We start from the raw sequence: 24,509 nt of genomic DNA, 5'->3' as shown, positions 1-24,509 counted from the left end.
GAAAGCGTCCCCCTCAATGTCCGGACGGAATCGCGTCGTCGTCGACGGACGCGGCCGGCGTGACGCCGGCGGCTCGCGTCGGCTTACCGCGTTCCGGCCCGTCGTGACCGGTCGGCGCCCGGCTCATCAGCCTCAGGATGTAGAATGTGCCGGCCCCGAACAGCAGGAAGTAGACGACGATAAAGGCGATGAGCGAAGTGCCGACGGCCTCCGCGGCGACCGGCGAGACGCTGTCAGTCGTGCGCAGCAGACCGTAGACGGTGAAGGGCTGGCGGCCGACCTCCGTGGTGATCCAGCCCGCCAGGACCGCGACGAAGCCGGCCGGTCCCATCGCCACCATGGCGCGCTGCAGCCATGGTGATTCGTAAATCGAGCCGCGCCAGCGCCGAACGAGCGACCAGAGGCCGATGCCGATCATCGCCATGCCCAGTCCCACCATGATGCGGAACGACCAGAAGACGACGAGGGAGTTGGGACGATCCTCGGGCGGAAAGCTTTTCAGCGGCGGCACCGTGCCGTCCCAGCTGTGGGTGAGGATCAGCGAGCCGAGGCGCGGGACGTCGACGGCATAATGCGTGGTCTCCGCCTTCATGTCCGGAATGCCGAACAGGGTCAGCGGCATACCCTCGCCTTCCGGCGCGTCTTCGAAATGCCCTTCGATGGCGGCAATCTTGGCGGGCTGATGCTCCAGCGTGTTCAATCCGTGCTGGTCGCCGGCCAAAAGCTGCAACGGCGCCACGACCGTCGCCATCCACAGCGCCATGGAGAACATCAGCCGGGCGCTGGCGTTGGCGCGGTTGCGCAAGACATGCAGCGCGCCGACGGCGCCGACCACGAAGGCCGTCGTCAGGTAGGCGGCGAGCACCATGTGCACGAGCCGATAGGGAAACGACGGGTTGAAGACGGCGAGCCACCAGTTTTCCGGGACGAACTGGCCCTGCGCGTTGATCGCGTAGCCGGCCGGCGTCTGCATCCAGGAATTGACCGACAGGATCCAGAACGCGGAAAACAGCGTGCCGATCGCCACCATGATGGTGGCGAAGAAGTGCAGCCCCTTGCCGACCCGGTTGAGACCGAACAGCATGATGCCGAGAAAGCCGGCTTCGAGGAAGAAGGCCGACAGCACCTCGTAACCCATCAGCGGGCCGACGATCGGTCCGGCCTTGTCGGAAAAGACCGACCAGTTGGTGCCGAACTGATAGCTTAGCACCACGCCGGAGACGACGCCCATGCCGAACACGATGGCGAAGATCGCGATCCAGTAGCGGAAGGTCGCCATGTAGACGGCGCGGCCGGTGACGAGCCAAAGTGCTTCGAGCACGGCCAGATAGGAGGCGAGGCCGATGGTGAAGGCCGGAAAGATGATATGAAACGAAACGGTGAACGCGAATTGAATCCGCGCCAGCATCAACGGGTCGAAGGTATCGAACATTCGATGGCTTTCATGTCTCCCGTCTGCGACGGGAATACGATATGCTTGGCTTCATGCTTGGAGCGTATGCCCAACATATGATCGTGCGGTGGCAGAGGAACCGCCTGCGACGATTTGCCGTCATGCGGCCAAAGGAAGCATACCCGGGAAATGGGATGGGAGGGGAGCCGTTGCCGAAAGGCCGCCGGCCGATGCCGTGCGCCTCTGGAGGCGGCGACGAAGGGACAAGTTGATCTGAAGGCGCCGGAATGCCAGTGATCGCTCGGCCAAAACCGATCGGATCGCCGTGCCGGCTGTCGGCGCCGAGGATCGCCATCAGAGGACAGCCATGGACGCACCGCTGAAAGGCCTCAAGGTCGTGGAACTGGCTCGGTCGCTGACGGGCCCTTGGATCGGACAGACGCTGGCCGATCTCGGCGCCGACGTCGTCAAGATCGAAAGCCCCAAGGGAGACGAGACTCGAGGCTGGGGGCCTCCATTCATCGAACACAATGGCGAGCGGACCGCCTCCTATTTTCACGTCTGCAATCGCGGCAAGCGCTCCGTCGTGACCGATTTCGGCACCGAGGAGGGACAGGTGCTGGTCCGCCGCCTGACCGAGGAGGCCGACGTGCTGATCGAGAATTTTCGGGTGCGCGGACTGGAGCGCTATGGCCTCGACTATCAGAGCCTGAAGAAGTTGAATCCGCGCCTTGTCTATTGCTCGGTTACGGGATTCGGCCAGGACGGGCCCTACGCGCTGCGTACCGCCTACGAATACGCCATCGAGGGCATGAGCGGCATCATGGCCGTTACCGGCGATACCGACGGCCGGCCGCTGAAGACCGGTGTCGCCTTCGGCTCCATTACCACCGCGCTCTATGCGGTGATCGGAATTCAGGCCGCCCTGCAGCAGCGCGAGATCACCGGGCTCGGCCAGCACATCGACATGGCGCTGATGGATTGCATGGTGGCCTCCATGTGCAATCAGGCGATGAACTATTTCGTCACCGGCGGTTCGCCGGCCCGGCTGGGCAATGTGCATCCGCACATCGCGCCCTACGAGGTCTATGCCGTCGCCGACGGCGAGATCATCATCGCCTGCGGCAACGACGAGCAGTTCGGCAATCTCGCGAACCTCCTGGGAAAGCCCGAATTGCCGGCCGACGACCGCTTCGCCCACAATGAGGGGCGGGTCGCCAACCGTTTGGCTCTCAACGAGATCATCGGACCGCCGATCACCACCTGGCGGCGCGACGACCTGATCGCGGCGCTCGCCGACGCCGGTGTCTCGGCCGGGCCGATCAACTCGGTGGCCGAGGCTCTGGAGGATCCGCAGATCCGCCATCGCGGCCTGCGGATCGACACCGATGGGATACCGGGCCTGCGCACGCCGATCACCTTTTCTGCGAACGCGTTGCAGATCGGCCGTCCGGCGCCGGGGCTTGGCGAACACACCGAAGAGGTGCTGGCGGAACTGGGACTTCTGCCGGACGACCTCGACGAGGCCGATGCGCAGACGATATCGGACGAGGTCGGCTGACTTCGCCCGAGCGGCGCCAGCGGACCGAACCCCGGGGTCTCCCCAACTCCCACGAATCTGTGGATCAGGCGACGGCACGGCTTGCCGCGCCCGCCGCCAGCGGCAGAGTCGCGGGCCATGACGAAGGACAGATGCGGACAATGACGATCGCGGTCGATCTCGGCGAAAACCAGGGCGCCGGCAAGGCGGAGATGGATCTCGAGGAGCTTCTGTCGACGCGCCTGCTGGTGCAGGGCAATTCCGGCTCCGGCAAGTCGCATCTTCTGCGCCGCCTCCTGGAGCAGAGCGCACCCTGGGTGCAGCAGGCGGTGATCGATCCGGAGGGCGATTTCGTCAGCTTCTCCGAGCGGTTCGGCCACGTCGTGGTCGACGCCGACCGGACCCCGTCCGAGCTGGCCCGAATCGCCGCGCGCATCCGCAAGCATCGCGCCTCCGTCGTCCTCAACCTCGAAGGTCTCGATGCCGAGGTCCAGATGCAGTGTGCGGCCGCCTTCCTGAACGGCCTGTTCGAGGTCGAGCACGCGATCTGGTTTCCGATGCTGGTGGCGGTGGACGAGGCGCAGCTCTTCGCGCCAGCCGGCGGCGGCGAGGTGGCCGAGGAGGTGCGCCGGGCTTCGCTCGGCGCGATGACCAACCTGATGTGCCGCGGCCGCAAGCGCGGACTGGCGGGGATCGTGGCGACGCAGCGCTTGGCAAAGCTCGCCAAGAACGTCGCGGCGGAAGCGTCGAACTTTCTGATGGGGCGCACCTTCCTCGACATCGACATGGCGCGGGCCGCCGACCTGCTCGGCATGGATCGGCGCCAGGCCGAACGCTTTCGCGATCTGAACCCCGGCGAGTTCGTGGCGCTCGGGCCGGCGCTGTCGCGACGGCCCGTCAAGGTGGTGATCGGACCGGTCGAAACGCGCGGACGCACCGGCCGCCCGACCCTGATGCCCCTGCCTGAAACGCCGCGTGAGGCGCTGGCCGACCTGATCTTCACCGCCGGCCAGGACGAGCCGTCCGACCTGCCGCCGCCGCCCGAGCGCCGCGCCATGCCGACGCGCGATATCCTCGATCAGATCGGCACGCCGCCGCAGGCGGTTGCGGCTGCCTCCGAGGACGAGGAGGACGATCGTTCGCCCGAGGAGCGGCAGGCGCTGGTGGAGGCGATCTTTCATGAGATGCTGGCCGATCCGGATGCGGCGTTCCGCCCCGTTCCGGTGCTCTACCAGGATTTCCTAACCCATTGCCGGTTGAAGCGGCTGAAAGGCGGCGCGACCGACATGGCGAATTTTCGCCGCCGGCTGTCGCTGGCGCGGGCCGGGGTCTCGGAAGAGATCGATGATCCGGAATGGCAGACTGTACTGGCCGCCTCCGAATGCCTGCCGGAGGAGATGCAGGGCATCTATCTGATGCTCGCCCGGGCAGCGCGCGATGGCGCTCCGTGTCCGACCGACGGAGCGTTGGCGCAGGCCTATGGCAGCCACTCGCCGTCGCGCGGCCGTTTCCTCCTGAGCTTCATGGCCGAGCACGGCCTGATCACCGCGGAGACCGACTTTCGCGGCAACCGGGTGGTGATCATTGGGGCGACGGGATGGCGCTGTGCCCAGGTCAGGCAGCAGCCGGTCGAGCTCGACGAGGCGCGGCGGCGGCGTCAGGAGCGGCTGGCGCGGGGTCAGGCGTCGTCGTGACGCCGCCTCGTCGGCGCTTAAGGGGCGCCGCGGCGATCCATGCCATTGCCGATCGCGGTCTGGGACGTTAGCTCTCGTCCATCGCCGGACCCCTCCGCATACGATCGGGAGCAGCCCATGAGCCTGTCGCTGAAGACCTATTTGAACGAGAAGGCGGGTGCCGACCCGATGCGGCTGAAAGTGGCCGCGACGATCTGCAATCTCGCCGACGCGGCGATCGAGATCGCCCGGCTGATCTCGCATGGCGGGGCGGGCTCCGAACTCGGCAAGTCGCTCGGCGAGGCCAATCTCGGCGGCGACGTCCAGAAGGCCCTCGACGTGGTCTCCGACCGTCTGGTGCTGGAGGCCGTACGCCGGTCGCCGGTCGCCTTCTACGGCTCCGAGGAGCAGGACGAGCCGATCGTCGTCGATGCTGACGAACAGCTCGCTTTGGCCTGCGATCCGTTGGACGGATCGTCCAACATCGACACCAATGTTTCGGTCGGGACGATCTTCTCGATCCTGCCGGTGGACGAGGCGAATCGCGGCGCAGCGCGGGAAGCCTTCCTGCAGCCGGGCAAGCGGCAGCTCGCCGCCGGCTTCTTCATCTACGGGCCACAGTTGCTCCTGGTGGCGAGTGTCGGCCATGAGACGCGGGTGTTCAGCCATACGCCCGGCGACACGGAGTTCATGCTGACCGGCGAGCCGTTGGCGATCGCGCCCGAAACGAAGGAATTCGCCGTCAACGCCGCCAATCATCGGCACTGGGCGGCACCGATGCGCGCCTATGTCGATCAATGCCTGGCGGGAACGGAAGGCGCCAGGGGCAAGAATTTCAGCATGCGCTATGTCGGCTCGATGGTCGCCGATGCCTATCGCATCTTTCTGCGTGGCGGCATCTTTCTCTATCCCGGCGACAGCCGCAAAGGCTATGAGAAGGGCCGGCTCAGGCTGGTCTACGAGGCCAATCCGATCGCCTTCTGCGTGGAGCATGCCGGCGGTCTCGCGACCGATGGGATGAACCGCATCCTCGACGTCGTTCCGGGCGATCTGCATGCGCGCACGCCGCTGGTCTTCGGATCGTCGGAGGAGGTCGAGGTCGTCCGCCGCACCCTGAGCGGGCCGGTGGCCTGACGCGGCGCGGCCCTTCACGATGCCCTGCAGGAGAATGATGTGACCCGCCCTCTCGTTATCGCGCCGTCGATACTGTCGAGTGACTTTTCGCGCCTCGGCGAGGAGGTGGCGGCGATCGATCGCGCCGGTGCCGACTGGATCCATCTCGACGTGATGGACGGCCATTATGTGCCGAACATCACCTTCGGACCGCCAGTGGTGAAGGCGATCCGTCCGGCGTCTGCGAAATATTTCGACTGCCATCTGATGATCAGCCCATGCGACCCGTTTCTGGAGGCCTTTGCGGAGGCGGGCTGCGACGGGATCACGGTTCATGCCGAGGCGACCCGGCATCTCGACCGGTCGCTCCAGGCGATCAGGGCGCTCGGCAAACGCGCCGGCGTTTCGCTCAATCCGGCGACGTCGGAGAGCGAGATCCGCTACGTGCTCGACCGCGTCGACCTGGTTCTGGTGATGACCGTCAATCCGGGGTTCGGCGGACAGGCCTTCATTCCGGCGGTGCTGGAAAAGATCCGGCGGGTCCGGGCGATGATCGGCGACCGGCCGATCGACATCGAGGTCGACGGCGGCATCGCGGCCGACACCGCGTCGCTCGTCGTCGAGGCGGGCGCCAATGCGCTGGTCGCCGGTTCCGCCGTCTTCAAGGGACCGGCCGGCTCGGATTATGCCGCCAACATCGAAGCGCTGCGTCGCTCCGTGCTTGGAGCCGATCGCTGAGGAGACGCGAATGGAAAACGCTCCGACCGGCGATGTCTGGACCAGAATTGACGGCAAGGTCGGCCGAATCACGCTGAACCGCCCAAAGGCGCTCAATGCGTTGACCTATGGGATGGGCGAGGCGATCTCCGCTGCGCTCGACGCCTGGGTGGACGACGACCGCGTGGCGATGGTGCTGATCGACGGTGCGGGAGAGCGGGCCTTCTGCGCCGGCGCCGACATCGCGGCGTTTTATCGCCAGGGCCAGGCCGGTGACTTCGTCTCCAGCCGTCGATTCTTCGGCGACGAGTATCGACGCAACGTGTCGATCCGGCGTTACCCCAAGCCCTACGTGGCCCTGATGGACGGCATCGTCATGGGCGGCGGCGTCGGCCTGTCGTCGCATGGCAGCCATCGCATCGTCACCGAGCGCACTCTGCTGGCGATGCCCGAATGCGCCATCGGCCTGGTCCCCGATATCGGGGCCTCGCTCCTGTTTTCTCAGGCCCCGGGCCGGATCGGCGCCTATCTCGGCCTGACGGGGGCCAGGATCGGCCCCGCCGATGCCATCTATGCGGGCTTTGCCGATGTCATGGTGCCGTCCGCCCGGCTGCCGGACCTGACGGCGGCGCTCGTGGCGGAGGGCGATCCCGAACGGATCGGCGACTTCGTAACGGCGGAGGAAGAGCCGGTGTTGGCGGGACGTCGCAACGCGATCGACGCGGCGTTCGCGGGCTATGACGCGGTCGCCATCGTGAAACGGCTGGAGGCGTCCGGCACGGATTTCGCCCGGGACACCGCCGAGGCGGTCCGCAGAGGATCGCCCCTCTCCGTGGCGGCGACCATCGCGATTCTCGAGGACGTCAGCGTGGATCCCTCGCTCGAAGCGGCGGTCTGTGCCGAATACCGCTTCACGGCACGTGCTCTGAGCGACGGAGAGTTCATGGAAGGCATTCGCGCGGCAGTGATCGACAAGGACCGGACACCGCGCTGGTCGCCGAGGCGTCTCGAGGACATTCCCACCGACCGCGTCGCTGCGATGTTGGCAGACTCACCCGAGGTTCGGCTTCCTTTGTAAGTTGTTGTGCCGACGTTGTTCAATACTAGTATGGTGAAGTGTTTCCTATTCTGAATCGCGTCGTTTGGACGGCGACGGCCTGTCCGGAACGGGGCGGACACTTTAATTCCAGGCGTTTGCGACGAAATCTGCCCGCAGTTCGGCCGTTTCGTCCTCTGTGTACAGGCAACAGTATATCGATATAATCGTAAGGCTAATTTATTGAAACTATTGTCATCTTTGGGTTGCATTCGACGCTGTTCTATACGATTCTTGCTGCCTTAGTATCGCCACAGATCGAATCGCCCACAGAGTGCTTGCGGCGTGGACGACGAGTCGTGAAGGGGGCTCGCGGGGAACTGGCAGCGACATGGCAATAACCTGGACGTCGATGAGGTTCGAAGGAGCGGAGCGGTTGCGCTCGCAATCGGCAGCTTCGAACGATGAATTGAACGAAGCTGCCGCCGACCGCAGCAGCAGGCGATTGAACTATACGGCGAGAGCGCCTGCTCTGGCGTCGGCCGAAGCCGATCCGGAGGTCGTCGAGATCAAGCTGGATCTCGGTCCGGTTCAGCCCGATTCGCACAGGCTGGAAATTCTCAATCGGATGGGCCGCCTGCTCGTCGCCGAACTCGAACTCGACAAGATTATGCAGGCGGTGACCGATGCCGGCGTGGAATTGACGGGCGCCGAGCTTGGCGCGTTTTTCTCCAATTCCGGCAGTGGCGATAGCTATCGACTGATGTGCCTGTCCGGCGTCTTGAGCGAGGCGGTGATCTCGCCCGACTGGTCGATCGGCAGCGATCTGTTCGGCGCGGCCGAGCCGCCGCTGCAGATCATGCGCCGCGACGATGCCGAAGCGCAGCGCTCCGAAGGCCGGATGCCTCCCTTTGCCGAGAGGCTTGCAGAGGGAACCGCGCCGCTGCGGAGCTGCCTGGCGGTGCCCGTCGGTTCGCGCTGCAGCGGCCTCGTCGGCATACTCCTGCTCGGTCATTCCGAGCCGGGCCGCTTCGTCGAGCATCATGAGGAGACGCTGGCCGGCGTCGCGGCTCAGGCCGCGTTATGCATCGACAATGCCCGGCTACATGACCACATGCGGCGCGAGGTGGAGGAGCGTCGCCGCGTTGAAGCCGCGTTGCTGGAAAAAGAGGCTCGGCTCGTCCAACTCGCCGATTCGATCCCGCAGATCGTCTGGGAGCGCGACGAGCACGGGGATCTGGTGTTTCTCAACCGTCGCTGGCAGGACTATACCGGCTTCTCGCCGGCAGAGACGATGGCCGAGGGCAACGGGCGCGAGGTGCTACACGAGGACGATCGGCCGCGATTCGCCGCCGCCTGGTCCGCGGCGACTGCCACCGGCAGTCCGCTGTCGATCGAGTGTCGGCTGCGCCACAAGAGTGGGCGATATCGCTGGTTTCTCTTGCGGGCGACGCCCGGAGTCGATCCGGAAAACGGGCGGATCGTGCATTGGTACGGGACCGCGACGGACATCAACGACGCCCGTCTGGTTCAAGACGAACGTGCGCTTCTCACCGCCGAACTCGCGCATCGGGGCAAGAATACGCTGGCGATGATCAGCGCCATCACCCGCCAGACGCTGCATCAGGCAGACAGCCTGGAAGCCGCCGAGGAAGCGCTTCTCGCCCGCTACATGGTGCTCGCCCAGGCCCATGACAGTTTGACGAGCACCGACTGGCGTGGCGCGTCCCTTGGCAAGGTGGTCGACGACGCCCTGGTGGCCCATCGCGGGCAGGCAGGCCGGTTCATGATTTCGGGTCCTGAGATTCATCTGCCGGCCAAGCAGGTGCTGGCGCTGTCGCTGGCGCTGCACGAATTGGCCACCAATGCCGTCAAATACGGCGCCTTGTCGCTTCACACGGGTATCGTCGAAGTTTCCTGGTCGGTCGAAGACAAGGGCGGCGCCCCCGAACTGCGGCTTCGCTGGATCGAAAGCGGCGGGCCGGCGGTTGTCGAACCCACCACCCAAGGTTTCGGCTCTCGCCTGATCGAGCGCAATCTGGCAATGCAGTTCGCCGGGCGTGCCAAGCTCCACTTCGATCCGGCGGGCGTGGTGTTCGATCTGTGCGCCCCGCTGGCCGCCGACGGCGGCGTCCCGCAACCCTGAGCCATCTCCCGTTCACCGCATTTTCGACGGATGGTTTCGTTTCGCGCCGGGGACCGCTAGGGTCCCCGCGTCACGAATCCGTCAAGGAGCCGATCGGCCATGGTTGCGACCGACATTGCCAACCGGGTTTGGAGCCACGCCTTCAAACTCGATCCGATCGTGCGCAGCCTGCTGGACACGGATTTCTACAAGCTGCTCATGCTGCAGATGATCTGGGGCCTGCATCGCGACGTCGACGCGACCTTCGAGCTGATCAACCGGACGAAGTCGATCCGCATCGCCGACGAGATCGACGAGGGTGAACTACGCGCCCAGCTCGACTATACGCGGTCGTTGCGCTTCACCAAGCGCGAGATGATCTGGCTGGCGGGCAACACCTTCTATGGAACGGCCCAGATCTTCCAGCCGCCGTTCCTGAAGTGGCTCGAGGATTTCCGGCTTCCCGAATATGAATTGCGCAAGGCCGACGGCCAGTACGAGCTGCGGTTTCATGGCCGCTGGACCGACACGACCATGTGGGAGGTGCCGGCGCTGGCGATCATCAACGAGCTGCGCTCCCGCTCCGCCATGGCCGGGCTCGGCAAGTTCGAACTCGACGTGCTTTATGCCCGCGCGAAGGCGAAGATGTGGAACAAGGTGGAGCGGTTGCGCCAGCTGCCCGACATCCGCCTCTCGGATTTCGGCACCCGCCGCCGGCACAGCTTTCTTTGGCAGCGCTGGTGCGTCGAAGCGCTGAAGGAGGGGCTGGGCGACAACTTCATCGGGACCAGCAACGTTCTCCTGGCCATGGAAAACGACCTGGAGGCGATCGGCACCAACGCGCACGAACTGCCGATGGTGCTGGCGGCGCTGGCCGACGACGACGAGGCCTTGCGCCAGACGCCCTACCGCGTGTTCGAGGAATGGCAACGGTATTATCATGGCAATCTGCTGGTGGTGCTGCCCGACACGTTCGGCACATCCGCCTTCCTCGACAGGGCGCCGCCCTGGCTGGCCCGCTGGACCGGCTTCCGGCCGGATTCCGCGCCACCGATCGAGGCCGGCGAGGCGATCATGGACTGGTGGCGCTCCAAGGGCGAAGACCCGCGCGACAAGCTCTTGATCTTTTCCGACGCGATGGACGTCGACAGCATCGAGGCGGTCTACAAGCATTTCGACGGCCGCGTGCGCCTGTCCTTTGGCTGGGGCACCAACCTCACCAACGATTTCCGCGGCGTCGCGCCGGAAACGGCGGCGGCCAATCTCGGCGCGATTTCCGTCGTCTGCAAGGTGACCGAGGCCAATGGCCGGCCGGCGGTCAAGCTGTCGGACAATCCCAACAAGGCGACCGGCCGTGCGAGCGAGATCGAGCGCTATCAGCGGGTCTTCGGCAAGAGCGAGTTCGCTCCGCGCGAAGTGCTGGTCTGATCGTTGCAGGTGTGAGGCCCAACCGGGGGAGAGGACAGATGGACCCGGATTCCAGGTGATCGACGGGGCCTGCCATTGCGGCACGGTTCGCTTCCGGGTCCGTCTCACGGACGGGCTGCGCACGGCGCGCCGGTGCAATTGCTCCTATTGCGCGATGCGCGGCGCAATTGCGGTCTCCGCAGAGGTCGGCAATCTCGACATCCTATCCGGCGAAGAGAGGCTGACGCTCTATCGGTTCGGCACGATGACCGCCGAGCACTATTTCTGCTCGCGGTGCGGCATCTATACCCATCATCGGCGGCGCTCCAATCCGAACCAATACGGCGTCAATGTCGCCTGCCTCGAGGGCGTCAGCCCCTTCGACTTCGCCGAAGTCCCGGTCAACGAGGGCCGTAGCCATCCCAGCGACCGCGAGGGTGGAGGCGGGTCCCAGGTGGCCGGCATCCTGAAATTCATCCCGACCCCATGAGATCAATTCGCTTCGAATGGCAGACTGAGTAGCAGGATCGTCCATTATTCTAGCCGGTTTGGCCCTATCGTGGCCGAGACTGTGGCTATAGGTTGCAAGCCAACGGCGAGGAGGAGGAAAGCGAGAAGCTTTCGACGCCGAGGGAGGAACGAGCGATGCTCGCGGGTGACGGAGGCGTTGCCGCACGGTCCTTTGAGACAGGTGCTTTGGCAGCCGTGCGGCTTCAGGCTGTAGATCGGGTCGCCGCCGGACACGCGGCTGCCGATTTTGGCCGGGGTCATGCGAGCGCGCCCTTGCGTGCTTCGGCAGCAAACCGATCGTTCTTCTTCGAAAAGTTTCGAAATGCCGCGGCTCTTCTTTCGCAGGGCCGCCGCTTCGTATCGCACCCTCACAATATTGCGACAGGATTGTCTTTTCCGGCCGGGTCCGGAAAAGGGCGAATTTCGGCAGCCGGTTGTCCGGTCGCCGAATGGAGGCGGGACGGCGTCACTCCACGGGAGTGGTGACGCTGTCCTTGGAGCGCGTCGGCTGCCGAAACGGCCTTCGATGCGCGAAAACAGGGAGTCGGAGGAACAAGCAACATGCGATTGATCAACACATTGATGGCGGGCATGGCGATTGCGCTGATCGCCACCGCCGGCCCGGCCGCGGCCCAGGACAAGGGAACCGTCGGGATCGCCATGCCGACCAAGTCGTCGGCCCGCTGGATCGCCGACGGCGACAACATGGTCAAGCAGTTCCAGGCTGCGGGCTACAAGACCGACCTGCAGTACGCCGAGGACGACATTCCGAACCAGCTCGCCCAGATCGAGAACATGGTGACGAAGGGCGACGCCGCCCTGGTCATCGCCGCGATCGACGGCACCACCTTGTCCAACGTGCTGGCCAATGCGGCCGCCATGGACATTCCGGTCATCGCCTACGACCGGTTGATCCGCGATTCGGAAAACGTCGACTACTACGCCACCTTCGACAACTTCAAGGTCGGCGTGCAGCAGGCGACCTCTCTCGTCGAGGGGCTGAAGGCGCGTTTCCCCAACGTCAAGCCGTGGAACGTCGAGCTGTTCGGCGGTTCGCCCGACGACAACAACGCCTACTTCTTCTACGATGGCGGCATGAGCGTGCTGCAGCCGCTGATCGACGAGGGCCAGATCGACATCGTCTCCGGCCAGATGGGCATGGATACCGTCGGCACGCTGCGCTGGGACGGTGCGGTGGCACAGGCCCGCATGGACAACCTGCTCTCGGCCAACTACACCGACAAGCAGCTGCACGGCGTGCTATCGCCCTATGACGGTCTGTCGATCGGCATCATCTCGTCGGTCAAGGGCGTCGGCTACGGCTCGGGCGACACGCCGATGCCGATCATCACCGGCCAGGACGCCGAGGTCCCGTCGATCAAGGCGATCATCCGCGGCGACCAGTACTCGACGATCTTCAAGGACACCCGCGCGCTCGCCGCGCAGACTGTCCAGATGGTCGACGCCGTGCTGAGCGGCGGCGAGCCCGAGGTCAACGACACCAAGACCTACGACAACGGCGTCAAGGTCGTGCCGTCCTACCTGCTCGAGCCGACCCCGGTGACCAAGGACAACTGGGAGAAGGTTCTGGTCGATAGCGGCTACTACACCGCCGACCAGGTCAAGTAGTCGATCGCGCGGGGAGCGGGCGGCCCGGCCGTCCGCTTTCCAACCCCCTGCGGACGGTCTTCGTGCCGGTCCGCTTCTCGGCCCCTCGCGGGCGGCCCGGTGCCGCGCGCTCTGGTCCTTGTGGACCTCCGACCGCGCCGGCTCCCGGCCCGGCGGGTCAGCGGCCGAACGTTTTCGAGGCTACGGCATGGCTGCCATCCTGGAAATGCAGAACATCACCAAGACCTTCCCTGGTGTGAAGGCGCTCGACACCGTCAATCTGAGCGTCGAGGAGGGAGAGATCCACGCTCTGGTGGGCGAGAACGGCGCCGGCAAGTCGACGCTGATGAACGTGCTGTCGGGCATCTATCCCTACGGCTCCTACGACGGCACGATCCTGTTTCGCGGTGAGGAGTGCCGCTTCAACGGCATCGCCGACAGCGAGGCCAAGGGCATCGTCATCATCCACCAAGAACTCGCGTTAGTGCCGCTGATGTCGATCGCCGAGAACATCTTCCTCGGCAACGAGCGGGCCAGGGGCGGCGTCATCGACTGGCAGGAGACCCGGCGCCGGACCGCCGAGCTGCTCGCCCGCGTCGGCCTGAAGGAATCGCCGCGCACGCTGGTCACCAATCTCGGCCTCGGCAAGCAGCAGCTGGTGGAGATCGCCAAGGCGCTGTCGAAGGAGGTCAAGCTCCTGATCCTCGACGAGCCGACCTCGAGCCTCAACGAGACCGACAGCGACGCTCTGCTCGACCTGCTGCTGGAGCTGAAGGCGCGCGGCATCTCCTCGGTGCTCATCTCGCACAAGCTGAACGAGGTGTCGCGGGTCGCCGACACCATCTCGGTGCTACGCGACGGCATGGCCGTTTCCACCCTCGACTGTCACGCCGAGGCGATCAGCGAGGACCGCATCATCCGCGACATGGTCGGCCGCTCGATGTCCGACCGCTATCCGGCGCGCACGCCCAAGATCGACGGCGTCGCCATGGAGGTGAAGGACTGGACGGTCCACCATCCGATCCACGCCGACCGCAAGGTGGTCGACAGCGTCAGCTTCACGGTGCATCGCGGCGAGGTGGTCGGCATCGCCGGGCTGATGGGCGCCGGGCGCACCGAACTCGCCATGAGCCTGTTCGGTCGGGCCTACGGCCGCAACATTTCCGGCGAGATCTGGTTGCACGGCGAGAAGATCGACAATTCCACCGTCCACCGCACGCTGTCGCAAGGCATCTGCTACGTCACCGAGGACCGCAAGGCCTACGGCCTGGTGCTGGACGACACGATCCGCCACAACGTACCGCTGGCCCATCTGGAAGGCATCGCCAACGGCATCGTCGTCGACGATCCCAAGGAGCTGGCGGTCGCCCAGGAGTATCGCCAGAAGCTCAGGATCAAGACGCCAAACGTGGGCCAGAAGGCGATCAACCTATCCGGCGGCAATCAGCAGAAGGTGGTGCTGGCCAAATGGCTGTTCGCCGGCCCAGAGGTGCTCATCCTCGACGAGCCGACGCGCGGCATCGACGTCGGCGCGAAGTTCGAAATCTATTCCATCATCAACGACCTCGCTGACAGCGGCAAAGGCATCGTCATGATCTCGTCCGAGATGCCGGAACTGCTCGGCATGTGCGACCGGATCTACGTCATGAACGAGGGCCGCTTCATCGGCGAATTGCCCGGCAGCGAAGCGTCGCAGGAAAAGATCATGGCGATGATCGTCAGGAGCGGGAGGTAATCTCATGGATCAGCAAGCAGTCGGTACGCCCGCCCAGGCCTCGCCCAGAGCCAGCGGCTGGCACTTCCTGCGCAGCAACATGCGCGAATACGGCATTCTCATCGCGCTCGTCGTGATCATGGCGTTCTTCCAGATCATGACCGGCGGCATCCTGATGCGGCCGGTCAACCTGACCAACCTGGTGCTGCAGAACAGCTACGTCGTGATCATGGCGCTCGGCATGCTCCTGGTGATCGTCGCCGGCCACATCGACCTGTCCGTCGGCTCGGTCGCGGGCTTCATCGGCGGGCTCGCCGCGGTGATGATGGTTGAATGGCACATACCCTATCTGCCCGCTGCCATCGCCTGCCTCGCCGTCGGCGCGCTGATCGGCATGGCCCAGGGCTACTGGATCGCCTATTTCAAGATCCCCGCCTTCATCGTGACGCTGGCCGGCATGCTGGTGTTCAGGGGCTTGGCGCTGTGGCTGCTCGAGGGCCAGTCCGTCGGCCCGTTCCCCTCGACCTTCCAGCTGCTCTCCTCCGGCTTCGTGCCCGACGTCTTCGGTGGCGGCCGCTTCAACGTGCTGTCGCTGGTGCTCGGCATCGTCACGGCGGTCGCCTTCCTGTGGGTGAACGTGCGCAGCCGGCGGCATCTGGAGGAAAGCGGCAACGTCGAGGAGCCGATCTCCTTCTTCATCGGCCGCAACGCCATCATCGCCTTCGCGCTGGTCTATCTCGGCTACGTCATGGCGACGTTCCGCGGCCTGCCGAACGTCCTCATCATCATGGCGCTCTTGATCGGCGTCTACGCCTTCCTGTCCTCGCGCACGACGATCGGCCGGCGCATCTACGCCGTCGGCGGCAACGAGAAGGCGGCGCGGCTGTCCGGCATCAACACGCCGCGGCTGGTGTTCCTGACCTTTGCCAACATGGGCATGCTGGCGGCGCTCGCCGGCCTCGTCTTCGCCGCCCGCCTCAACACCGCGACGCCCAAGGCCGGCCTCGGCTTCGAGCTGGACGTCATCGCGGCGGTATTCATCGGCGGCGCCTCGATGTCGGGCGGCTCGGGCACGATCATCGGTGCGGTGGTCGGCGCTTTCATCATGGGCGTCATGAACAACGGCATGTCGATCCTCGGCATCGGCATCGACATGCAGCAGATGATCAAGGGGCTGGTGCTCCTGGCCGCCGTGATCTTCGACGTCTATAACAGAAGCCGGGCTTAAGACACCGGTCCAACGGGCCCGCGATCGAGGGGGCGGGCCCGGCACCTTCCGGCGGCGCGGGCGATGTCGGCCATCATGGGGAGGAACCTGTCATGCCAGCCGTCGAACCACTTGCCGCGCGACCGCTGTCCGATGCCGTGTGCCAGCTTGGCGAAGGTCCGACCTACGACCCGGCGGCGGATGCGTTGTTCTGGTTCGACATCGTCGAGAAGAAGCTGTTCGAACACCGGTTCCCCACCGGCGAAACGGTGGTGCACGCGCTGCCTTTCATGGCGAGCTCGCTGGCGCTGCTCGACGACGACCGCCACGTGATCCTGGCCGAGGACGGGCTTTATCTGCGCCAAAAACGCGACGGAGAACTCAGCCTCGTGGCGCCGCTGGAGGCTGACAACGCGGTCACCCGATCGAACGATGCGCGGGTCCATCCATCCGGCGCGTTCTGGATGGGGACCATGGGCAAGAACGCCGAGAAGGGGGCCGGGACCATCTACTGGTTCCATCGCGGCGAGATCCGCACGCTTTATTCGCGGATCACGATTCCCAACGCCATCTGCTTTTCGCCGGATGGGGCGTTGGCCTATTTCACCGACACCAAGGCCCATATCCTGCATCGTGTCGAGGTCGATCCGGCCAACGGGCTGCCCGTCGGCGTGCCGACGATCTTCAACGATTATCGCGGCGAGGCGGGAGGCCAGGACGGCGCGGTCTGCGACGCCGACGGGCTGGTGTGGAACGCCTGCTACGGGACCGGCCGGCTCGATGTCTACGCGCCCTCGGGCGAGCGCGTCCGCTCGTACGGATTGCCGGCCAGCCAGCTCACTTGTCCAGCGTTCATCGGAGCCAAGGCGAACGGGCTGGCGGTGACCAGCGCCTGGGAAGGCATGAGCAGGGAGCGGCGCGCCGACGAACGGGCCGCGGGCCAGACCTTTCTTCTCGACCTTGCGGTCAGCGGACGGCTGGAGCCCAGGATCGCACTGGGATCGTGACGCACGGCCGGACGAGCCGGCGCTGTTTCGGGGCCTCGACCATCAGCCGGCGAGCGGACGGGCCTTGAGCCAGAGAAACAACGGCACCCGTGTCCAGCGCTCCAGGCGTTTCATCGCGCCGCTGCAATCGGGCCGCGGTTCGGCAAGCGCGGTGACGGCGAGGCCGGCGCCAGCGAGCGCTGCGACATAGGCTTCGAGAGGCTGCGACCAGCCGGCGAATCGCATTGCCAGGCCGTCGCGCTCCTCGGTGCCTTCGAAGCGCTGCCGGCCGAAATAGGACCCCGTCAGAACAAAGGCGGCGTCGGGGTCCTCGTCGGCAAATCGGCCGCGATCGGTGAAGGGATGGACGATCGACACGATGAGCGTGCCGGTCGGTCGCAACACCCGGCCGATCTCCTTTGCGGCCCCTGGAACGTCCTCGACGTCCATCAGCATGTTGTAGGCGATCACTCGATCGAAGCTGCCGGTCTCGAAGGGAAGGTCGGCGGCACCGGCGACCGCATAGGCATGGGCCGAATCGGCCTGGCGGGCGGCTTCGACGAAGTCACGGACCGGATCGGCAGCCGTCACCCGGTAGCCGAGGGCCTTGAGTTCGCGGGAGACCCGCCCCTCGCCGCAGCCGATGTCGAGAACCGTGCCGGTCCCCGTCCCGACGAAGCGCGCGAAGGCCTCGCGATAGCGCCAGAATGCGTCGTGATCCGGCGCGCGCGCCCAGGCGATCCACTCCTGGGCGACGCGTGACCAGTGGTCCTGGTCGAGCGATGGCTGGCGCACGGCGAATTCCTCCCGAAAGCGATGGCAGGCGGCTGCTCCGAAACACATAAGCGCCGGGTTCAGCCTCCGTTTCAATGCGCCGATGCGGATTTTGACGCGCCGGCGCCGGGCGGCGATCAACTGCCACCGGTGGTGGGAAGCTCGATGGAGCCGGCCTCCAGATGCTTGGCGATCTCGTCGCGCAGATAGTCGATCATGCGTTCCGACAAAGGATCGAGCCGATTGGCGCGTGGCCGAATGACGCCGAAGGCCACCCAGCGCTCCGGCTTGAAGGGCCGCATCGAGACGACACCGGGCGCCAGCGCCAGCGTGCTCAGCCGATCGATCACGGTGACGCCGGCGCCGTTGGCCACGAGGTGCTGCATGATCTGCGACGAGCCCGCCAGCAGCAGGCGCCGCGGCCGCACGTCGTGGGCCTCGAACAGCTCGTCGATCTGGCGCCGCAGCAGCAGGCCGGGGAACTGGGTGACCAGCACCTGCAGGGCGGTGCGCACCAGCGGGATGCCGACGGCGGCGCGATGACCGACCGGCACGTTGCCGAAGCCGAAATCGTATTCGCGCCCGCCGATCCAGAAGTCCAGATCGCGCCGGGCGCGCAGGTCGAGCGACACCTCGACGTCGGGATGCTCGCGAGAGAACCGGGCGACGGCCGGCGAGACGATCGACAGCGCGGTGCGCGGCATGGTGACGAGCCGCAACCGCCGCACGGAGCTGGAGCGGATCTCGGCGGCGATGCGCGGAATTTCGTCCAGATGTATGAGGATGCGGCTCGCCTCCCGCTCGAAGGCCGCGCCCTGCTCGGTCAGCACCAGACGGCGCCGGTCGCGCTTGAAAAGCGACAGCTGAAGCTCGCTCTCCAGAAGCGAGATGAGCCGGCTGATCGCCGGCTGGCTGAGGTTGAGCGTCTGCGCCGCCGCGCTCATCGAACCCTCGGCGACGATGGCGCGAAAGGCCCGCAGGGCTTTGATGTTCATCCGGAACCCTCCCCACGCCGAATTATCACAAAATTCGATCAAGTCATTCGTTCAATGCAAGATTGGCATGGAGCGAAGGACGTAAGGTCAAGCAAGAGGAGGAGAGGCATGACAGTCTCATCAGGCGCACCGCGAGCCGAGGATCTGCGCGCCGCAGAAGCCAGGATCGCGGCTCTGCCGGAGCGGCGGCATTTCGAATATTCCGGCGGGGTTCTGTCCTATCGGCAGGCCGGAGCCGGGCCGACCATCGTGTTTCTGCACGGATTGCTCGGAAGTTCGAGCAGCTGGATCCGGCAGATGGAGGCTCTGTCCGGGCGGTTCCGGGTCGTTGCGTGGGATGCGCCGGGCTATGGGCAGTCGAGCCTGGTTGCCAGCGACATCATCGCCTATGCCGATGCGCTGGCCGCCCTGCTGCGGCATCTCGGCGGCGAGGACGTCACCGTCGTCGGCCACTCCATGGGCGGCGCCGTGGCCACCGCCGCGGCGGCCGTTCTTCCCGCCGTTCGCCTGGACCGTCTGGTGCTGTCCTGTACCCATGCCGGCTATGCCGCTGCGCCGGGCACGCCGCCGACCGAGAAACTGACCCAGCGGATCGCCAATTTGAAGTCGGCGGGCCCGGAGGCGTACGGCCTGACACGGGCCCAGGCCATGGTGGCGCCGGAAACGTCGCCGTCGGTCGTCGCCCTGGCGGCATGCATCGCGGCGGAGACCCATCCCGACGGGCTGTTCAACGCCACGAGGGCGCTGCAATTCGCCAATTGCCGGCCGTTTTACGAGCGGATTGCAGTGCCGACGCTCGCGCTGTTCGCAGAGCGCGATCCGGTGGTGCGGCCGGAATTGAGCGCGGAGTTGCGCCGTCTCACGCCCTTTGCCCGGCATGTCGACCTGCCTGATGTGGGGCACGCCCCGTATCTCGAAGCCCCCGAAGCCTATTCGCACCACATCCAGCTTTTTGCCTCGATGAATCGAGCTTGGGAGTGACCGGACAAAATCGAACCAAGGAGGGAGGAGGGATATGACCGGTTTTCTGATAGGTCTTATCGTAACGATGATTGTGGTGTGGCTGATCATCAAAAAGTATCAGCCGCATACGGTGCTTTTGCTGGCGGGGCTGTTCCTGCTGGCAGCGACGCTGGTGGTCAACCCCGACAGCTCGATCCTCTATGAAGACGCCCAGTCGACGGGTTGGGTCGGCTTCGACATCTTCGCTTACGTCGAGGGCGCCCTGGCCAATCGTGCCGCCGGTCTCGGTCTGATCATCATGGCGGCCGGCGGGTTTGCCCGCTACATGGATCAGATCGGCTCGACCGACGCGATGGTCTCCGTCTGCATCAAGCCGCTGAAGCTCCTGAGTGCGCCCTACGTGGTCCTCGCGCTCGGCTATGTCGTCGGCCAGATCCTGAACATCTTCATCCCCAGCGCGGCCGGCCTCGCCATGCTGCTCCTGGTGACGTTCTTCCCGATGCTGGTTCGGCTCGGCGTCAGCCCGGCGGCGGCTGCGGCGATGATCGGGACGACGGCCGTGCTCGACCTCGGACCGGCGTCGGGCGCCGCCAACCTTGCCGCGAAGACGGCGGGGCTCGATCCGGCGATCTATTTCGCCCAGCATCAGATCCCGATTTCGATCCCGGTCATCCTCGTCATCGCGGCTCTGACCTATGTCACCGCCCGCTATTTCGATCGGCGCGACGGGCACGTGGTCGTCGCCGAAAAGGTCGGCGAGACGCCCGAGACCGAGCCGAGCGCCAAGGCGCCGGCAATCTATGCGCTGCTGCCGATGATCCCGCTCGCGCTGCTTCTGGTGTTCAGCAAGCTCCTGGTCAGCTCGATCAAGCTCGACGTGGTCACGGCCATGGTGCTCGGCGCGCTGCTCGGCCTCTTCTGCGAACTCATCCGGCTGCGCAATGCGCGGGTGGCGCTCAAGGGCTTCATGGCCTTCTTCGAAGGCATGGGACGGATGTTCGCCACGATCGTCTCGCTGATCATCTGCACCGAGACCTTCGCGGCCGGTCTGCAGACCATCGGCGCCGTCGAATTCATGATCGACGCGGCGCGCGAGGGCGGCTTCGGCATCGTGGCCATGACGCTCGTCATGTGTGCCATCGTCGCCGTGACGGCGGTCATCACCGGCTCCGGCAACGCCGCGTTCTTCTCGTTCGGCAGCCTCGCGCCGAACATCACCGGCAATTTCGGCGTGCCTGCCGTCTCCATGCTGCTGCCGATGCAGCTGACGGCCGGCCTGGCGCGGTCGATGTCGCCGGTCGCCGGCGTGATCATCGCGGTCAGCGATGCCGGGCAATGTTCGCCGATCGAGATCGTGCGGCGCACCGCTATCCCGGTCATCGGCGGCATCCTGGTGGTGCTGATCTTCGGCGCGTTCACGGTGTAGCGCGGCACCTCGCCCAACAGGCGGAGGCGATCGATCCGTTTCGCCTCCGCGTCTTTCACACAACCGGGATGCCCGCGCGGACTCCGCCAGCCTTCGCCGCGTGAGGGCATTGCCCGATCAAGAGGAGGAGACCATGACCCGATTGATCTATGCCCTGACGCTTGCGGCCGGGCTTTTGGGCCTGCCGGCGGCCGGACTGGCCGCCGATGACGTGATGGCGTCGAGCCCCGATGCCGAGATGGGAGGCGACGCCAAGGTCGTCGCGATCTACGGCAATTCCTATACCCACTACAACAACAACCTGAACACCCGGCTGAGGGATCTCACCCGGTCGCTGCTGCCGGATGGTGCCAAGGGATACAGCTACCGCGGCATCACCATTTCCAGCGGTCAGCTGGGCTGGCACGAGCCGAATCTGAAATTCCAGAACGGCCTGAAGCACTGGGATGCCGTCATCTTCCAGGGCAATTCCACCGAGCCGGTCGATGAGGATGAGGCCGATCGCCGATATTTCGTCGAGTCGGCGCAAAGCATGGCCAAGATCGCCCACGACGCAGGCTCGAAGGTCGTCTTCTTCATGACCTGGGCGCCGAAGGACGAGCCGGACCAGACGGCGGCCCTGGAAAAGGCCTATTTCGACATCGCCGCGAAGACCGGCAGCTATATGGCCCCGGTCGGATTGGCCTTTGCCCGGGCCGCGCAGGAGCATCCCGAGATCGACCTCTATTTCGTCGACGGCAAGCACCCCTCGCTGGAGGGGACCTATCTGGCGGCCTGCGTCTTCTTTGCGACGCTCTATGACCGATCACCCGTGGGCGGCGATACGCCCATCGGAACCGACATGTCGCTGGAAACGGCAACGGCTCTCCAGACCATTGCCTGGGAGACCGTTCAGGACTTCCGGGCCGCAAAATAGCGCCGGGATAGCTGGAAGGCGACGGAACCTGACGCTCCGAAAGGCGATTTGTTTCTCTCGATCCGTTGATCGGAGGCTCAGAACTCTTCCCAGCTGTCCTCGACGGCGGCGGGCTTGGCCGCAGCACCGCCGGTGCCGGTCGCCTTCATCTGCGGCATCGGCTTGGCCGGACGGGCAGCCGGAGCCGCCGCCTGGCGGCGCGCGGTGCGGGCGCCCTGCGCCTGATGGCCGGCCGAGGTCGCGGTGCGGAACTGCGCGATCAGCCGCGCCAGCTGGTCGGTCTCGTTCGCCAGCGTCTGGGCCGCCGCCGTCGTTTCCTCGACCATCGCCGCGTTCTGCTGCGTCACCTTGTCCATCTGGTCGGCGGCGGTCGAGACCTCCTTCAGGCTGACGGCCTGCTCGCGCGCCGTCCGGGCGATCTCGGAGACCTCCGACGACATCGCGGCCACTTCCGCGACGATCTCCTCCAGGCTCTTGCCCGATGCGGTCACCAGCTCGACGCCGCGGCCGACCTGCTCGCCCGAGCGCGAGATCAACTCCTTGATCTCCTTGGCGGCTTCCGCCGAACGCTGCGCCAGGGCGCGGACTTCCTGCGCGACGACGGCGAAGCCCTTGCCGGCCTCGCCGGCGCGGGCCGCCTCGACACCGGCGTTCAGCGCCAAGAGGTTCGTCTGGAAGGCGATCTCGTCGATCACGCCGATGATCTTGCCGATCTCCTCGGACGATTTCTCGATCTCGGTCATCGCCTCGACCGCCTGGCCGACGATGGCGCCGCCCTTTTCGGCATTGCGCTTGGCGGTCTCGGCGGAGTTCTGGGCACGGCCCGCGCTCTCGGCGGTGTCGTTGACGGCGCGCGTCACCTCGGTGAGCGCTGCGGTGGTCTCTTCCAGGCCGGCGGCCTGCTGCTCGGTGCGCTGGGCGAGGTCGTTCGTTGCGGTGTTGATCTCGTCGAGGCCCGAGCGGATCGAGCCGATCGAGCCGATCACCGAGCCGAAGGTGTCCTCCAGCTTTTCCACCGAGCCGTTGAAGACATCGCAGATCTCCTCGAAGCCCGCCATCTTGGTGCGCTCCATCCGGATCGTCAGGTCGCCGTCCGCAAGGGCGGAGAACACCGGCCCGACATTGCGGATGAAGTCCTGGCGCGCGGCTTCGGTCGCCCGCTCCTGAGCCTGCCGGCGCTCTTCGGCGGCCCGGCGCTCGGATTCCTGATGCTCGGCCTCCATCCGCCGCTTGTCCGCCTCCGACTGTCGGAAGACGACCAGCGCGCGCACCATGTCGCCGACCTCGTCCTTGCGGTTGCCTTCGGGAAGGCTCGCCGTCATGTCGCCGTCGGCGAAGCGCCGCATGGCCGAAGCCGTCAGCACCAGGGGGCCGGTGATCGAGCGGCCGACGACGAAGAGGATCAAGCTGACGGCAACGACGAGGAGGATCGCCGTGCCGACCAGCACCGTCATCACCGTGGAAGCGACGCTTTCACTGGCGCCGAGAGCGGCGGTGCGCGCGTCCTTGACGGTTGTCTGGATAGTCTCGAACAGGGGCTCGATCTTGGCGAAGATGGCGCTCATCTCGTTCTGAAGATCGATCGCCTTCAGAGAGGTCTGGGCATAGGCGTCGAAGTCCGCCTCATAGGTGGCGATGTCGGCCATTGCCTGCTGGTGGGCCACGTCGCTCCCGAACCGGGCCGGCGGCAGGGCGCGCAGTTCCGCCGCCTGCGCGTGCAGCCGATCAATGTATTTCGAACTGCCGCGCAGCATGAAGTCTTTTTCGTGCCGGCGCAGCATGAGCATCATCACCTGCATCTGCGGATCGCCGATCTCTCCCAGCGTCTGCTCGAGGGAATGCACGGCGGCGCGCAGAGAGCCCTGCTGTCCGGAATTCTCGTCCAGGCCGAGGGTGCGATTGGCGTCCGTCGCGGCGACGAACGTCTCCCGATAGTCGGCAAAGAGGCTCTTCATCTGGGCCACGTCGCCTGCGAGCTGCTGGAGTTCGCCATCAGCCGTCAGGGTCGTCAGAGCCGAGAGATCATCGTTCAGCCGCTCGGCAATTTCGGCGTGCGCGGTGGCGTATTTGTCGTCCTTGCGCAGGAGAAAATCCTTTTCGGCACGGCGGCCTTCCAGGAAGTTGATCTCCACATCCATGATCCGGCGCTCGGCGCGCTCCGCCTTTTCGGCGATCTCCTCGTAGGATGAGCTGATCTGCTCTTCGGTCATGAACGTCGCCACGAGAGCGAGCATGCCGACCACCGACACGGCGGCCGCAATGATCATCCGCTGGGAGATCTTCAAATTGGAAAGTTGCACGGAATTCCTCACTGAGCAATACATATCTTTGTCAGTAAGACAAAGAAAATCACGGCCTAATCCCAGTCGGTTCTCTTGAAGATCAATAATCCGGAAGGCGTTAAAC

Annotated in this window: 18 protein-coding genes and 1 pseudogene; 15 read left to right on the top strand and 4 right to left on the bottom strand. The window is 65.5% G+C overall.

What is annotated here, in order from left to right:
• Positions 1-13: 13 nt before the first annotated feature.
• Positions 14-1,432, bottom strand: coding sequence for a cytochrome ubiquinol oxidase subunit I (locus SMD10_RS15555; protein WP_331686639.1), 1,419 nt, complete (start codon positions 1,430-1,432; stop codon positions 14-16).
• 328 nt (positions 1,433-1,760) lie between these two features.
• Between SMD10_RS15555 and SMD10_RS15550 the strand changes: the two genes are divergently transcribed.
• From SMD10_RS15550 to SMD10_RS15495, 12 genes are all read left to right on the top strand, one after another.
• Complete coding sequence (locus SMD10_RS15550; RefSeq protein WP_331686638.1) at positions 1,761-2,954, top strand: CaiB/BaiF CoA transferase family protein; 1,194 nt, start codon at positions 1,761-1,763, stop codon at positions 2,952-2,954.
• 140 nt (positions 2,955-3,094) lie between these two features.
• Positions 3,095-4,627, top strand: a complete 1,533-nt coding sequence (locus tag SMD10_RS15545; protein ID WP_331686685.1) for an ATP-binding protein — start codon at positions 3,095-3,097, stop codon at positions 4,625-4,627.
• Positions 4,628-4,744: 117 nt separating this feature from the next.
• The gene (locus SMD10_RS15540) at positions 4,745-5,740 is read left to right on the top strand and encodes a class 1 fructose-bisphosphatase (RefSeq protein ID WP_331686637.1); all 996 of its coding nucleotides are present in this window, start codon (positions 4,745-4,747) and stop codon (positions 5,738-5,740) included.
• A gap of 39 nt (positions 5,741-5,779) precedes the next feature.
• Positions 5,780-6,457, top strand: coding sequence for a ribulose-phosphate 3-epimerase (gene rpe / locus SMD10_RS15535; protein WP_331686636.1), 678 nt, complete (start codon positions 5,780-5,782; stop codon positions 6,455-6,457).
• A 10-nt stretch (positions 6,458-6,467) separates the two neighbouring features.
• The gene (locus SMD10_RS15530) at positions 6,468-7,514 is read left to right on the top strand and encodes an enoyl-CoA hydratase/isomerase family protein (RefSeq protein ID WP_331686635.1); all 1,047 of its coding nucleotides are present in this window, start codon (positions 6,468-6,470) and stop codon (positions 7,512-7,514) included.
• A gap of 427 nt (positions 7,515-7,941) precedes the next feature.
• Positions 7,942-9,618, top strand: a complete 1,677-nt coding sequence (locus SMD10_RS15525) for a sensor histidine kinase (protein WP_331686634.1) — start codon at positions 7,942-7,944, stop codon at positions 9,616-9,618.
• 99 nt (positions 9,619-9,717) lie between these two features.
• Entirely contained in the window at positions 9,718-11,025 is a 1,308-nt protein-coding gene (gene pncB / locus SMD10_RS15520; protein ID WP_331686633.1) for a nicotinate phosphoribosyltransferase, read from the top strand.
• Positions 11,026-11,080: 55 nt separating this feature from the next.
• Positions 11,081-11,494, top strand: a complete 414-nt coding sequence (locus tag SMD10_RS15515; RefSeq protein ID WP_331686632.1) for a GFA family protein — start codon at positions 11,081-11,083, stop codon at positions 11,492-11,494.
• A gap of 581 nt (positions 11,495-12,075) precedes the next feature.
• Positions 12,076-13,143: a multiple monosaccharide ABC transporter substrate-binding protein gene (gene chvE / locus SMD10_RS15510; RefSeq protein WP_331686631.1), complete on the top strand. Its 1,068-nt coding sequence runs from the start codon at positions 12,076-12,078 to the stop codon at positions 13,141-13,143.
• Positions 13,144-13,330: 187 nt separating this feature from the next.
• Positions 13,331-14,857 (top strand): multiple monosaccharide ABC transporter ATP-binding protein, encoded by a 1,527-nt coding sequence (mmsA, locus tag SMD10_RS15505; protein ID WP_331686630.1) that lies wholly within the window; start codon positions 13,331-13,333, stop codon positions 14,855-14,857.
• Between the two features lie 4 nt (positions 14,858-14,861).
• A complete protein-coding gene (gene mmsB, locus SMD10_RS15500; RefSeq protein WP_331686629.1) occupies positions 14,862-16,064 on the top strand; it encodes a multiple monosaccharide ABC transporter permease in 1,203 nt (400 codons plus the stop codon).
• 92 nt (positions 16,065-16,156) lie between these two features.
• Positions 16,157-17,050 (top strand): SMP-30/gluconolactonase/LRE family protein, encoded by an 894-nt coding sequence (locus SMD10_RS15495; RefSeq protein WP_331686628.1) that lies wholly within the window; start codon positions 16,157-16,159, stop codon positions 17,048-17,050.
• A gap of 42 nt (positions 17,051-17,092) precedes the next feature.
• Here the strand turns inward: SMD10_RS15495 and SMD10_RS15490 are convergent, their stop codons facing one another.
• Both SMD10_RS15490 and SMD10_RS15485 read right to left on the bottom strand, forming a co-directional pair.
• Positions 17,093-17,824 (bottom strand): class I SAM-dependent methyltransferase, encoded by a 732-nt coding sequence (locus SMD10_RS15490; RefSeq protein ID WP_331686627.1) that lies wholly within the window; start codon positions 17,822-17,824, stop codon positions 17,093-17,095.
• Between the two features lie 116 nt (positions 17,825-17,940).
• Entirely contained in the window at positions 17,941-18,798 is an 858-nt protein-coding gene (locus SMD10_RS15485; protein ID WP_331686626.1) for a LysR family transcriptional regulator, read from the bottom strand.
• A 108-nt stretch (positions 18,799-18,906) separates the two neighbouring features.
• Between SMD10_RS15485 and SMD10_RS15480 the strand changes: the two genes are divergently transcribed.
• The 3 genes from SMD10_RS15480 (at position 18,907) to SMD10_RS15470 (ending at position 22,103) form a co-directional block, all read left to right on the top strand.
• A complete protein-coding gene (locus SMD10_RS15480) occupies positions 18,907-19,779 on the top strand; it encodes an alpha/beta fold hydrolase (protein ID WP_331686625.1) in 873 nt (290 codons plus the stop codon).
• 34 nt (positions 19,780-19,813) lie between these two features.
• Positions 19,814-21,187 (top strand): C4-dicarboxylate transporter DcuC, encoded by a 1,374-nt coding sequence (dcuC, locus tag SMD10_RS15475; RefSeq protein WP_331686624.1) that lies wholly within the window; start codon positions 19,814-19,816, stop codon positions 21,185-21,187.
• Between the two features lie 133 nt (positions 21,188-21,320).
• Entirely contained in the window at positions 21,321-22,103 is a 783-nt protein-coding gene (locus SMD10_RS15470; RefSeq protein WP_331686623.1) for an SGNH/GDSL hydrolase family protein, read from the top strand.
• Between the two features lie 236 nt (positions 22,104-22,339).
• On the opposite strand, the pseudogene SMD10_RS15465 reads toward SMD10_RS15470, so the two are convergent.
• Positions 22,340-24,403 (bottom strand): annotated as a pseudogene (locus SMD10_RS15465) (methyl-accepting chemotaxis protein); the annotation flags it as partial.
• Positions 24,404-24,509 lie beyond the last annotated feature (106 nt).

The sequence above is a fragment of the Consotaella aegiceratis genome (genome assembly GCF_036541425.1).
Lineage (GTDB): Bacteria > Pseudomonadota > Alphaproteobacteria > Rhizobiales > Rhizobiaceae > Consotaella > Consotaella aegiceratis.
Note: the sequence above shows the minus strand (reverse complement) of the source record. Positions and strands in the feature narration are given on the sequence as shown.

Excerpts from the sequence above, each read along its gene's own strand:
- SMD10_RS15530 (WP_331686635.1), top strand. The coding sequence starts at position 6,468 with ATGGAAAACGCTCCGACCGGCGATGTCTGGACCAGAATTGACGGCAAG.
- SMD10_RS15485 (WP_331686626.1), bottom strand. The coding sequence starts at position 18,798 with ATGAACATCAAAGCCCTGCGGGCCTTTCGCGCCATCGTCGCCGAGGGT.
- pncB (WP_331686633.1), top strand. The coding sequence starts at position 9,718 with ATGGTTGCGACCGACATTGCCAACCGGGTTTGGAGCCACGCCTTCAAA.
- dcuC (WP_331686624.1), top strand. The coding sequence starts at position 19,814 with ATGACCGGTTTTCTGATAGGTCTTATCGTAACGATGATTGTGGTGTGG.
- SMD10_RS15480 (WP_331686625.1), top strand. The coding sequence starts at position 18,907 with ATGACAGTCTCATCAGGCGCACCGCGAGCCGAGGATCTGCGCGCCGCA.
- SMD10_RS15545 (WP_331686685.1), top strand. The coding sequence starts at position 3,095 with ATGACGATCGCGGTCGATCTCGGCGAAAACCAGGGCGCCGGCAAGGCG.
- chvE (WP_331686631.1), top strand. The coding sequence starts at position 12,076 with ATGCGATTGATCAACACATTGATGGCGGGCATGGCGATTGCGCTGATC.
- SMD10_RS15495 (WP_331686628.1), top strand. The coding sequence starts at position 16,157 with ATGCCAGCCGTCGAACCACTTGCCGCGCGACCGCTGTCCGATGCCGTG.
- SMD10_RS15550 (WP_331686638.1), top strand. The coding sequence starts at position 1,761 with ATGGACGCACCGCTGAAAGGCCTCAAGGTCGTGGAACTGGCTCGGTCG.
- SMD10_RS15470 (WP_331686623.1), top strand. The coding sequence starts at position 21,321 with ATGACCCGATTGATCTATGCCCTGACGCTTGCGGCCGGGCTTTTGGGC.
- SMD10_RS15540 (WP_331686637.1), top strand. The coding sequence starts at position 4,745 with ATGAGCCTGTCGCTGAAGACCTATTTGAACGAGAAGGCGGGTGCCGAC.
- mmsB (WP_331686629.1), top strand. The coding sequence starts at position 14,862 with ATGGATCAGCAAGCAGTCGGTACGCCCGCCCAGGCCTCGCCCAGAGCC.
- mmsA (WP_331686630.1), top strand. The coding sequence starts at position 13,331 with ATGGCTGCCATCCTGGAAATGCAGAACATCACCAAGACCTTCCCTGGT.
- SMD10_RS15555 (WP_331686639.1), bottom strand. The coding sequence starts at position 1,432 with ATGTTCGATACCTTCGACCCGTTGATGCTGGCGCGGATTCAATTCGCG.